Source organism: Flavobacterium azooxidireducens (assembly GCF_023195775.1).
Lineage (GTDB): Bacteria > Bacteroidota > Bacteroidia > Flavobacteriales > Flavobacteriaceae > Flavobacterium > Flavobacterium azooxidireducens.
In genome coordinates, this window is the sequence record NZ_CP096205.1 from 3,481,388 (window position 1) to 3,494,239 (window position 12,852).

Annotated in this window: 10 protein-coding genes; 5 read left to right on the plus strand and 5 right to left on the minus strand. The window is 34.4% G+C overall.

The window, feature by feature from the left end; translation table 11 throughout:
• Positions 1–135: 135 nt before the first annotated feature.
• The 3 genes from M0M57_RS15035 to M0M57_RS15045 are packed head-to-tail and all read right to left on the minus strand — an operon-like array spanning position 136 to position 3,962.
• Positions 136–1,353, minus strand: coding sequence for an ATP-grasp domain-containing protein (locus M0M57_RS15035; RefSeq protein WP_248433908.1), 1,218 nt, complete (start codon positions 1,351–1,353; stop codon positions 136–138).
• Between the two features lie 3 nt (positions 1,354–1,356).
• On the minus strand, positions 1,357–2,766 hold the full coding sequence (locus M0M57_RS15040; RefSeq protein ID WP_248433909.1) for a leucyl aminopeptidase family protein: 1,410 nt from the start codon (positions 2,764–2,766) through the stop codon (positions 1,357–1,359).
• 56 nt (positions 2,767–2,822) lie between these two features.
• Complete coding sequence (locus tag M0M57_RS15045; RefSeq protein WP_248433911.1) at positions 2,823–3,962, minus strand: alpha/beta hydrolase; 1,140 nt, start codon at positions 3,960–3,962, stop codon at positions 2,823–2,825.
• Positions 3,963–4,178: 216 nt separating this feature from the next.
• Here M0M57_RS15045 and gcvT point away from each other — a divergent pair, with 216 nt between their 5' ends.
• From gcvT to M0M57_RS15065, 4 genes are all read left to right on the plus strand, one after another.
• A complete protein-coding gene (gene gcvT / locus M0M57_RS15050) occupies positions 4,179–5,261 on the plus strand; it encodes a glycine cleavage system aminomethyltransferase GcvT (RefSeq protein WP_248433912.1) in 1,083 nt (360 codons plus the stop codon).
• 66 nt (positions 5,262–5,327) lie between these two features.
• Positions 5,328–6,038, plus strand: a complete 711-nt coding sequence (locus tag M0M57_RS15055) for a YebC/PmpR family DNA-binding transcriptional regulator (RefSeq protein WP_248433913.1) — start codon at positions 5,328–5,330, stop codon at positions 6,036–6,038.
• A gap of 127 nt (positions 6,039–6,165) precedes the next feature.
• The gene (locus tag M0M57_RS15060; protein ID WP_248433914.1) at positions 6,166–7,950 is read left to right on the plus strand and encodes an ABC transporter ATP-binding protein; all 1,785 of its coding nucleotides are present in this window, start codon (positions 6,166–6,168) and stop codon (positions 7,948–7,950) included.
• A gap of 65 nt (positions 7,951–8,015) precedes the next feature.
• The gene (locus tag M0M57_RS15065; protein ID WP_248433915.1) at positions 8,016–8,957 is read left to right on the plus strand and encodes an alpha/beta fold hydrolase; all 942 of its coding nucleotides are present in this window, start codon (positions 8,016–8,018) and stop codon (positions 8,955–8,957) included.
• An 80-nt stretch (positions 8,958–9,037) separates the two neighbouring features.
• On the opposite strand, the gene M0M57_RS15070 is transcribed toward M0M57_RS15065, so the two are convergent.
• Entirely contained in the window at positions 9,038–10,078 is a 1,041-nt protein-coding gene (locus tag M0M57_RS15070) for a PLP-dependent cysteine synthase family protein (RefSeq protein WP_248433916.1), read from the minus strand.
• Between the two features lie 76 nt (positions 10,079–10,154).
• Positions 10,155–12,284, minus strand: a complete 2,130-nt coding sequence (locus tag M0M57_RS15075; RefSeq protein ID WP_407647443.1) for a S9 family peptidase — start codon at positions 12,282–12,284, stop codon at positions 10,155–10,157.
• 70 nt (positions 12,285–12,354) lie between these two features.
• Here M0M57_RS15075 and M0M57_RS15080 point away from each other — a divergent pair, with 70 nt between their 5' ends.
• Positions 12,355–12,681, plus strand: a complete 327-nt coding sequence (locus tag M0M57_RS15080; RefSeq protein ID WP_248433917.1) for a YbaB/EbfC family nucleoid-associated protein — start codon at positions 12,355–12,357, stop codon at positions 12,679–12,681.
• Positions 12,682–12,852 lie beyond the last annotated feature (171 nt).

Below are 12,852 nucleotides of genomic sequence, written 5' to 3' on the forward strand. Positions count from 1 at the left end.
TAATGAATATAAATTTCAAAGTCAAAATCTATCTTTGTATAAGTTTTATCTGTTGCCACGAATTACACGAATTACACGAATTTTAAAAAAGCAATCCAAATAATTCGTGAAATTAGTGTAATTCGTGGCTAAAAATTAATGCAACTTCTTCACCGCCTGTTGCTCTGCAACTGTGGCGAAGTCTCTCACCAATCGCTCTGCATAATCATCTAATAATTCACGAACACGTTCGTGCTTTTCTGATTTCACAATCAATCCGGCATGGTATTCCAACGGTACACGGAAACATACTTCACTATCATTAAATCCACTCAAATCAGGCTGTTCAAATTTTGATAACGTCAACACAATTCCGGCAAATTGTTTCTTTTGCGAAGGAACTTTATATTCTTTTCCTCTCACCAACGCATCTTCAATTTTTGCCCATTCTCCCCACAAATTAATGTCGGAAGCAGCTTCCACCATCTCAGCCAAATGAGCTCCACCTACTCTCGAAGAAGTTTCTAAAAAGTAAATTTTTCCATCTTCATTGCATTTGATAAACTCGGTGTGAGTTGCTCCGTGCTTCATCCCAAACGCTTTCATCACTTGCTCGTTCACTTTTTTAATGGCTTTGTCATCGGCAGAATTATATGGAATATTGGCACTTCTAAAAATACCGCCACCTTGCGAAATCTCCATCGGCGTAGCCAAATATTGCGATGTTAAACTGAATAAAACTTTGCTGTTAAAATTCAATCCGTCACAATGATAAACCGCTCCGGGTTTGAATTGTTCTACTAAATATTTAATGCGATTATTTCCTAATTCATGTATTTTTTCCCATAATTCATCCTTCGAATGTACTTTCATAATTCCGGATGCAGAAGCTTCCGAACGCGGTTTTAAAACCCAAGGCGGCGAAACCGTTTCAGCAAAATGATTGATATATTCATCATTAAACAAAGCACTAAATGGCGGTACCGGAACACCTTCGGCTTGAGCTTTCACTCGCATTGCTAACTTGTCACGGAAATACCTTCCGGTGGTTTGTCCCATTCCGTCAACACGCAAATTTTCACGTAAATAGGTTGCTTTTTCTACATCAAAATCATCCAAAGCCACAATAGCATCTACTTTTTCCGTTCGCATTAGTCCGGCAACACCTTGCAAAAGCATATCCAAATCCCAATCAATATCTTGCCCCGGCATATAAAAAATTTCATCAATCGAATCAAAAGCCCACGGTTTGTCACGCAGTTTTTCGGAAGTGATCAGAAAAACTTTGTTTCCTAATTTCTTCAAATTAATTAAAAAATCATTTCCTTTAAAATAATTGGAAATACAGATGAAGGTTTTGGTATTATTTTCCATATACTATTGGTTTTCAATAAAATTAGTAATTAAATGCACGCCAAAAGCCGTTGCGTGTTTGGTTTTGGCAAATTCATCATCCACGAAAGTGACACCGGCAATGTCAAGATGTGCCCAAGATGTATGATTTTCGGTAAAAAATTCTAAAAATTTGGCAGCAGAAATTGCTCCCCCAACCGGTTTTCCGGAGTAATTTTTCACATCAGCAATTTCACTTTCTATGTCCGATTTGTAAGCATCCCATAATGGTAATGGCCACAAACGCTCCCCTATTCCATCTCCGGCAAGCTGTAATTGTTTGACTAACAATTCATTATTTGTAAATAATGCTCCACATTCATTACCAAAAGTGGCAACGCTGCTTCCGGTTAAGGTTGCTAAATCAATAACCGTTTCCGGATTATAATTTTTAATTAAATAGGACAAACCATCGGCTAAAATCAGCCTTCCTTCGGCATCGGTATCAATAATTTCGATGGAATGACCGCTATAACTTCCAATCACATCGCTTGGTAAAAACGAATTGGCGTCCACCGAATTTTCACAAGCCGGAACAATCGCCGTTACTCGATAAGGAAGTTGTAAATCAGCAATCAATTGCATTGCTCCTAAAACTGCTGCACCACCCGCCATATCACACTTCATATGAACCATTCCGGCCGTTTTGATGTTGAGTCCGCCCGTGTCAAAAGTGATGCCTTTTCCAACCAAACCAATGTGTTTTTTAGCATTTTCGGGTTGATAATCCATCACGATAAACTGTGATTCATTGGCACTTCCTTTTCCTACGGAAACAAAAGCATCTAATCCTAAATCTTTTGATTTTTGATGACCGAAAACTTCGACTGAAAATCCGAAATTTTTACCTGTTTCAATTGCCCAATCGGCTAAATGTTTCGGAGTAATTTTATTAGGAGGTAAATCAACCAAATGATAGGTTTCCAATTGAGCATTTGCAATTTTCAAGCCTTTATCTATTGCATTTTTGACATCGGAATACGAATTTACTTCAAAAATAAAATCCTCAGATTCCAACGGATGATGCTTTTTATCTTTTTTGTAATGACCTAATTGATACGTTCCCAGCCATAAACCGGAAATAATCGCTTCGATATTATCTGTGGATAAATCGCCGGAAAGAAACAATTTAGCTTCTTCTTTAAAATATGTTTTTTGCTTTGCTGAAATTTTTCGAAAAGTTGCTTTAATTGATTTATAATCCGGATCCTTTCCTAAACCGATAAATAAAAAGATATTTTCATCCTTTTCATAAAAATAAAGACTGTCTTTTTTTCCTGAAAAAATTGTTTTGGATAAATGGATTTCATCAAAAATAATCGCCTCTTCTGCTTCCAAAAGCGGAATTAAATTGAGTTTTTTATGGGTTTGATTGTTTGTATAATGGATTTTCATCGTAAATTTTTATTTTTTGATTTTTGACATTGTAATTGCAATTGATATTGTCATTGTCATTCTTCTTTCGTACTAAAAAACAACCATTCAATTGCTTTCGGAAATTCATCACTCCAATACACTTCGTTGTGTTTTCCCTGTTCGTTGATGCTCAATCGCACTTTCATTTTATCATTTAACGCATCCTTTTTAAGTAATCGCTTTTTGAAATTCTTCACGTGATCAATCATCGTAGCACTTTCATCACCGCCGGCATACAAGTAAATTCGGGTATCTTGTGGTTCATCCATATCTAAAAAAGACAATTTGATTTTTGGAACAACCCAAAGCGATGGCGAAAAAATCATCAGTTTACCAAAGACTTCGGGATACATAATTCCACTAAAAATACTGACTAATCCACCCATTGAACTTCCGCCAATTCCTGTGAATTCACGTTCAGGTTTGGTTCTGAAATTTTCATCAATAAAGGGTTTCAATGTGTCGGTTAAAAAACGAATGTACTTTTTTCCTTGTCCGGTACCAAGAACCGTATTACCGACATTATACTCCAAAATTCGTTCACTATCAGCGTGCTCAACTGCAATAACAATGATTTTTCCAATGTTGTATTCAGCCATAACGGCTAACTTCTTATCAATTTCCCAGTTACCGTATTTTGCATTTTCATTGAATAAATTCTGGGCATCTTGCAAATACATTACCGGATAATGATCTTTTGAAGTCTCATAATCATACGGCAATAAAGCCCAAACTTTTCGTTTTTTATTCAACTGTGGAATTTCAAATTCTTCGGAAACTAAATGCACTTTTGGTAAAAAATTGGGTTTAAAAGGCAACCAATTGTGTCGCCATTTTGCTACGTGCTCCTTTTTAACACCGCTATGTTGTTTGCACGAACGATTTTCTGTCCGATTTCCGTATTTATCAATTTCAACTTCGCTCCAATCTCCTCGCGTAAATTTGTATAAAAGTTCGTCGGGATACTTAAAATCATAAGGGAATTTATAATGATAAAGTCCTTTTCCGACCTTTTCCATTAGAAATTTTTTGTCTTGCGTAATCCAATTGTTAAAATTTCCGGAAATATAAACCGGCCGATCGTCATCTTCATCGGTGGTTAAAAGTAAATTGAGTTGGGGTTCAATAATTTCTTTTTCAGGCTGTTGGGGTAGTATATTTTCTGCTGGCTTCATTCAATTAATTAAATCGAAATTTTCATTCGTATTAAAAAGTAAATATAGCTTTTTGCATTGTGATTAAAAATATTTTTTAACAGAAATTCGATTAAAACAAAAATAGCTAGTATTTGAATGATTTTTTAATGAATAAATAATTTATGCTCACTTTTTCAATCTAAAATCGCATTATTTTTAATAAATTAGCCACTTCAATTTTTACACAACAAACAAATGAAAAATACAGCGTTAACGCACATTCACGAAAGTTTAGGAGCTAAATTAGTACCGTTTGCCGGATATAATATGCCGGTTCAATATGAAGGAGTAACTGTGGAACACGAGACAGTTCGCAACGGTGTTGGTGTTTTTGACGTATCTCATATGGGTGAATTTTTATTATCAGGTCCGAATGCGTTGGCTTTGATTCAAAAAGTAACTTCTAATGATGCATCTACTTTAACTATTGGTAGAGCTCAATACTCGTGTTTGCCTAATAATCAAGGTGGTATAGTTGATGATTTAATTGTTTATAAAATAAAAGAAGAGCAATATTTATTGGTTGTCAATGCATCCAATATTGATAAAGATTGGGACTGGATTTCTTCACACAATGATTTAGGTGTGGAAATGAAAAACATTTCAGAAGATTATTCTTTATTGGCAATTCAAGGTCCAAAAGCGGTTGAAGCAATGCAATCATTGACATCAATCAATTTAGCTGAAATTAAATATTACCATTTTGAAGTAGCTGATTTTGCCGGAATTGAAAATGTAATCATTTCTGCAACAGGCTACACCGGTTCAGGTGGATTTGAAATTTATTGCAAAAATTCAGAAGTAGAACAAATTTGGAAGAAAGTTTTTGAAGCCGGAGCATCTTTCGGAATCAAACCAATCGGATTGGCTGCCAGAGATACATTACGTTTAGAAATGGGCTTTTGTTTGTATGGAAACGACATCAACGACACGACTTCGCCATTAGAAGCCGGTTTGGGTTGGATTACCAAATTCACAAAAGAATTTACCAATTCTGAAAACTTGAAAAAGCAAAAAGAAGAAGGCGTAACCAAAAAATTAGTCGGTTTTGAATTGTTAGAAAGAGGAATTCCACGTCACGACTACGAAATTTTGGATGTTGAAGGAAATAACATCGGAATCGTAACTTCCGGAACGATGGCTCCTACTGTTGGAAAAGGAATCGGGATGGGTTATGTGAAAACTGAATTTTCAACTCCTGATTCTGAAATCTACATTCAAATCAGAAATAATAAAGTAAAAGCGAAGGTTGTAAAAATGCCGTTTTACAAGAAATAAAACATTTTGAAATAACGGTTTAAGTATTATTTTTGCACAACAAACAGAATATTGAAATAAATAGAAATGGGAAGAGCATTCGAATTTAGAAAAGCACGAAAAATGAAACGTTGGTCAGCAATGGCCAAAACGTTCACCAGAATAGGAAAAGATATTGTAATGGCTGTGAAAGAAGGTGGGCCGAATGCGGAAACAAACTCTCGTTTGCGAGCCGTTATTCAGAATGCCAAGGCTGCCAATATGCCGAAAGACAATGTTGAACGAGCAATTAAAAAAGCATCAGACAAAGACACAGCCAATTTTAAAGAAGTTTTGTTTGAAGGGTATGCTCCACACGGAATCGCTATTTTAATTGAAACAGCCACAGACAATAATAATAGAACTGTGGCGAACATTAGAAGTTACTTCAACAAATGCAATGGAACTATGGGAACGCAAGGTTCAGTTGAATTTATGTTTGACCATACGTGTAATTTCAGAATTCCTGCTGAAGGTCAAAATGTAGAAGATTTAGAATTAGAAATGATTGATTTTGGTGTAGAAGAAATTTTTGCTGATGAAGACGGAATTCTAATGTATGCTCCTTTTGAAAGTTTTGGTGCCATTCAAAAAGAATTGGAAAACAGAAACATCGAAATTTTATCGTCCGGATTTGAAAGAATTCCGCAAATTACCAAAGAAGTCACTGCAGAACAAATGGCTGATGTTGAAAAATTATTAGAAAAAATTGAAGAAGATGATGATGTGATGAATGTGTATCACACGATGCAGGAATAGTTCCTTTCTCACTTACAGATTAATTTAAAACTCTCTTTTTAGAGAGTTTTTTTAGTTTTTAAGAACAATTTAAAATTATAGATTGTTCAACTATTATCAAATTATAAATTACTTACTTTACAAAAAAATGGCTAGATTTAAAGAAAATGATTTGCTTAAAGCAAAAATAAGTGCCTCCTCGCTTAGTAAAGCCTTACTTATATTCAAATATGCCGATACGCATCGATGGAAATTTTTAATCGGATTAATTTTTCTTTTGTTAACAGGTGGAACAGCATTGGCTTTTCCAAAATTAATGGGAATGCTAGTTGATTGTGTCAAAGACAAAGATTTAGATGCTGCAAATAATGTAGCTTTGGGATTAATTGCTATTTTATTTCTACAGTCCTTTTTCTCGTTTTTTAGAGTGTATTTATTTGTGAATTTCACCGAAAATACATTAGCTAATCTTCGTTTGGCTCTATATACCAATTTGATAAAATTACCCATGACATTCTTTTCTCAAAAACGAGTGGGCGAATTAAATAGCCGAATTAGTTCAGACATCAATCAAATCCAGGATACACTTACAACTACTATAGCAGAATTTTTAAGACAATTCATCTTAATTATTGGTGGTGTAATCTTGCTCGCCAGCGAAAGCATAAAATTAACTTTAATGATGTTGGCAGTGGTTCCGCTAGTGGCTGTAGCAGCAGTTATTTTTGGACGTTTTATTCGAAAATATTCAAAAAAAGTGCAGGATTCCGTAGCCGAAAGTCAAGTTATTGTAGAAGAAACATTGCAAGGAATAAGCAACGTTAAAGCGTTTGCCAACGAATGGTATGAAATTGCACGCTACCGTGGAAAAATAAGCGAAATTGTTTCCATAGCAATCAAAGGCGGACAATATAGAGGTTATTTTGCTTCTTTCATTATTTTCTGTTTGTTTGGTGCTATTGTAGCTGTGGTTTGGTATGGAGTTACTTTAAGTATAAATGGAGAAATGACTGTTGGTCAATTAATTACATTTGTGTTGTATTCCACTTTTGTTGGAGCTTCTTTTGGAGGAATTGCCGAATTGTATGCTCAAATTCAAAAGGCGGTTGGAGCTACTGAACGTGTTTTTGAACTGTTGAATGAACAACCGGAAAACATCAATGGCAACCAACCGAAACTAACAGAAAAAATTCAAGGTAATGTAACCTTCAAAAATGTAGGATTCAGTTATCCGTCACGAAAAGAAATTGAAGTACTCAAAGGGGTAAGTTTTTCTGTGAAATTTGGTCAAAAAATTGCATTAGTTGGTCCAAGTGGTGCAGGAAAATCAACAATTTCTGCTTTGTTACTTCGTTTTTATGATTTGAATTCAGGTGAAATTATCATCGATAATAAAAGTATTTACGACTACGATCTAGAACAATTACGCGGTAATATGAGTATTGTGCCGCAAGATGTTATCTTATTTGGTGGTAGCATCAAAGAAAACATTGCTTATGGTAAACCGGATGCTTCTTTTGAAGAAATTCAAATGGTGGCAAAACAAGCGAATGCCTTAGAATTTATTAATGGTTTTCCTGAACAATTTGAAACATTGGTGGGAGAACGTGGCATTAAATTATCTGGTGGACAGCGGCAACGTATTGCAATTGCTAGAGCTTTATTAAAAAACCCAAGTATATTGATATTGGATGAAGCTACTTCTTCATTAGATAGTGAAAGTGAAAAACTCGTTCAGGAAGCCTTAGAAACTTTAATGAAAGGAAGAACCAGCATAATCATCGCTCACCGATTAGCTACTATTAGAAGTGCTGATAATATCTTAGTGTTGAATAACGGAATCATTTCTGAGCAAGGAACACACAAAGAACTCTTAGAAATTGAAAGTGGAATTTATAAAAATTTAAGCAATCTTCAATTTTCGGAATATTAATTGCAATAGAATTTTATAATAAATAGAATTTAAAATCATTAAATTACCATAAACGAATTTTTAAAATGAATAAAATTATAATTCTTCTTGTTTTATCGCTCTTTTTAAAGGGTTGTAATACTACGAAAGATACTAAAATTGACGATTATGTTTTTAAACGAAAACAAGAAAAATCAAAATATATTAAAGCATATAATGAAACACTAAAGCTTTGGAAAATTCCTTTTCAGGAAGAAAATATCATTACAAGCTACGGAACTGCTCATGTTATTATTAGTGGACCAAAAAATGCAGAACCATTGGTTTTGTTGCATGGAATGGATGCCAGTTCAACCATGTGGTATCCAAACATCAAAGCATTATCAAAAAATCACCGTGTGTATGCCATTGATTTTTTAATGGAACCCGGCAAATCTGTTTCGTGCGGAGAAACTATTTCAAAAGAAGAAACCATTGCTTGGTATAATGAAATTTTTAAACATTATAATTTAAAAAAAATCAAATTAGTAGGTGCTTCTCGCGGAGGTTGGTTGGCAACTTTATTAGCTACTCAAGAAAACAGTAATATCAGCAAAATGGTTTTGTTGAGTCCGGCACAGACGTTAGAAAATTTAGACAAAATGCACAAAGCTTCTTCTGCACTGATGTTTAAACTTTTTCCTAACAAGAAAAAATTAGAAAACACGTTAAATGCTTTTGCTTTTTATCCTGAAAAAATTGATCCAATTTATAAGAATCAATTTTTTTTAGCCAACAAATTTGCCAAAACGAATATGAGTTTCATACAAATGCAACCATTTTCTAAAGAAGAAATTGAAAAAATTACAATTCCCGTTTTAATTATGATTGGTGATCATGATATTGTTAATTCTGAAAAAAGTTTAGAAAAAGGAAAAGAACTTCTACCAAAAGGAGAAATGATAACCATTGAGAATGCAGGTCACTTTTTAACTATCGATCAACCTGAAGTGGTGAATCAAAAAATGATTGAATTTTTAGAAAAATAATTTGTGAAAATTGAATATAAATAAAAAACTCCAAGCTATTAACTTGGAGTTTTTCTATATTTCTTTATTCTATTCTCTTCTTACTTAATAAATTCTATCTTCTGAACTTCTTCCATATTTACACTGTCAAAGAAGCCTTGTTCACTCATCCAATCATCGCTAAACACTTTACTCATATAACGTGAGCCGTGATCAGGAAAGATTACAATAACGTTGGAATTGACATCAAATTCACCTTCTTCGGCAAATTGTCTGATGGCTTGCACTACAGCACCGGAAGTATAACCTACAAATAAGCCTTCTTTAACGGCAATTTCTCTTGTTGTATGTGCACTTTCTTCGTCGGTAACTTTGATAAACTTATCAATAATATCAAAATCTGTTGCGGTTGGAATTAAATTTTTACCCAAACCTTCAATACGGTAAGGATAAATTTCTTCGTTATCAAACTCTTTTGTTTCGTGGTATTTTTTCAATACTGAACCATACGCATCAACACCTAGAATTCTAATATTTGGATTTTTTTCTTTTAAAAATTTTGCGGCTCCTGATAATGTTCCGCCTGTTCCACTACAGGCAATTAAGTGTGTAATTTGACCACTGGTTTGTTCCCAAATTTCAGGTCCGGTACTTTTATAGTGAGCATCAATATTCAACTGATTAAAATATTGATTAATATAAATTGAACCTTTGGTTTCTTCATGCAAACGTTTTGCTACGTTGTAATAAGAGCGTTCATCATCGGCAGAAACGTGAGCAGGACAAACATATACCTTCGCTCCCATGCTTCGCAACATATCAATTTTGTCACGTGATGATTTTGAACTCACAGCCAAAATGCAGTTGTATCCTTTAATGATACTAACCATCGCTAAGCTAAATCCTGTATTTCCGGAGGTTGTTTCAATAATAGTATCTCCCGGAGAAAGTATACCTTGCCTTTCAGCTTCTTCAATAATGTAAAGTGCAATTCTATCTTTGGTTGAATGACCAGGGTTGAACGATTCAACCTTTGCATAAAAATTACCTTCTAAATTCTCTGTAATTCTATTGAGTTTAATTAATGGCGTATTTCCAATTAAATCCAATACACTATTATAAGCTTTTATCTGTTCTTTCATAAAAAATATGTTAGTCAAGGCAAACTTTTCTTGTTTTTGGAAACCTTAAAACCTTGCAAATTTATAAAAAAAAATTTTATTTTTCAATTCCTTCTAAATCTAAAAGAAAACTAAACTCTTTTGCGAGCTCTTTTAAAGCTTCAAATCTTCCTGAAGCCCCACCATGACCCGCATCCATGTTTGTATCTAAAAATAATAAATTTTTATCAGTTTTTATTGTACGTAATTTGGCCACCCACTTCGCCGGTTCCCAATATTGCACCTGAGAATCGTGTAATCCGGTGGTAACCAACATATTCGGATAATCTTGTGCTTTTAAATTGTCGTATGGCGAATACGACTTCATATAATCATAATATTCTTTGTCATTCGGATTTCCCCACTCGTCATACTCACCCGTAGTCAACGGAATCGTATCATCCAACATCGTCGTTACCACATCTACAAAAGGAACACCAGCTAAAACTCCGTTATACAATTCCGGAGCCATATTCACTACCGCACCCATCAATAATCCTCCGGCAGATCCGCCTTGAGCATATAATTTTTTAGGATTGGTATATTTTTGATCAATCAAAAACTTTGAACAATCAATAAAATCGGTAAACGTATTTTTCTTTTTCAATAATTTTCCATCTTCATACCATTGACGCCCCATATCTTCTCCTCCACGTATGTGAGCAATCGCATAAATAAAACCTCTATCTAATAAACTTAAAATCGTAGAATCAAAATTTGGTTCCATCGAATGTCCGTACGAACCATACGCATATTGCAATAACGGATTATTTCCGTCTTTTTTCACTTCTTTGCGATAAACTAACGAAATCGGGATTTTTGTACCATCCATCGCTGTAGCCCAAACGCGTTCTTCTTTATAATTGTTTTTATCAAACTTTCCACCCAAAACAGCTTGTTCTTTCATCACTTGTTTGGTTTTGGTTCTCATGTTAAAATCAATCACAGAAGACGGTGTAGCCAATGATTGATAACCATAACGCAGAATTTCTGTATCAAAATCAACGTTTGTTCCCACATAAGCCGAATACGTTTCAATTTCAAAAGGCAAATAATATTCACCACCACTCCACGGCATAATGCGAATTTTATTCAAACCATTCGAACGCTCTTCCACCACCAAATAATTTCTGAAAATCTCAATTCCTTCAATTAAAACAGCATCGTTGTGTGGAATCACATCTACCCAATTATCAGATGTTGTCGCCGTATCCGGAGTTTTCATCACCTTAAAATTGGTGGAATTATCTTTATTCGTTACAATATAAAAATGATTGTCAAAATGCGAAATATTGTATTCCAAACCTCTCGTTCGAGGATGAAAAACTTTAAATTTTTCTGCCGGTTTATTAGCATCCAAAAACTGAAATTCCGACGTCAACGTACTGCTACTGTTAATAACTAAGAATTTCTTAGATTTTGTTTTCGCTATATAAATGTTGAATGTTTCGTCTTTTTCAAAATAAACCAACTCAGCCTTTTTTACATCAGCACCCAAAACGTGTTTGTGAATTTTATCCGAACGCAACGTAACTTTGTCTTTACTTGAATAAAACAACGTTTTATTATCATTTGCCCAAACGGCACTTCCACTCACATTTTCAATTTTATCAGCCAAAATTTCGCCGGTTTCCAAATTCTTAACCTGAATCGTATAAATTCTTCTTCCGGTTAAATCAGTTGCAAACGAAGCCAATTTGTTGTCCTCACTCACATTCAATCCACCCAAATTAAAATAAGATTGTCCTTTTGCCATTTCATTACAATCAAACAAAATCTCTTCTTTAGCAGTCAAACTTCCCTTTTTTCTCGAATAAATCGGATATTCTTTCCCCGTTTCATACTTCACAATGTAATAATATCCATTGTACAAATACGGAACCGACTCATCATCTTCCTTAATTCTTGACTTCATTTCCTCAAACAAATCTTTCTGAAAAGCCTGTGTGTGAGCCGTCATTTTTTGATAATATTCATTCTCATCTTTCAGATACTGAATCACTTCCGGATTTTCTCGGTCATTCAACCAATAATACGGATCTACTCGTTTATCTCCATGTTTTTCAAGAACGGTATCTTTTTTTGCAGCCATTGGCGGCACTATATTTTCTGACATATTAGCTTCTTTTTTTTGACAAGAAGTTGCAAAAATAACACAAACTAAACTTAACGATAACCATTTATTCATAAAAAAATTATTTATTCAAAACTATGCAATTTACTACATTTGCAGTTCTAAAACCATAAAAATTATCAACATGTTTGGAGACCTAATGGGAATGATGGGAAAACTTAAAGAAACCCAACAAAAAATCGAAGAAACCAAAAAACGTTTAGACCACGTTTTGATAGACGAACAAAGCAATGACGGGCTTTTAAAGGTAACTTTAACTGCAAATCGCACGATAAAATCAATCGATGTTCACCCAACTTTGCTCGAAGACAAAGAGCAATTAGAAGATTATTTGATTTTGGTTATGAACAAAGCCATCGAAAAAGCAACCAACGTAAACGAAACAGAACTCGCCGCAGTCGCCAAAGACGGCATGCCAAACATCCCCGGAATGGATATGTTCAACAAATAACAGACAACGGATAACAGATAACTTTTTTCAAGAAGCGAATGGCTAGGGCTTTTTCAGTAATCCATTTTCCCGCTTTCCGTTCCAATATCTTTGGCAAAGTTAAAAACTTTGCCAAAGATGATTTCCACTGCAATCGGGGCTAGAAAGTAAACCATTTAAAAATCGCTTTTC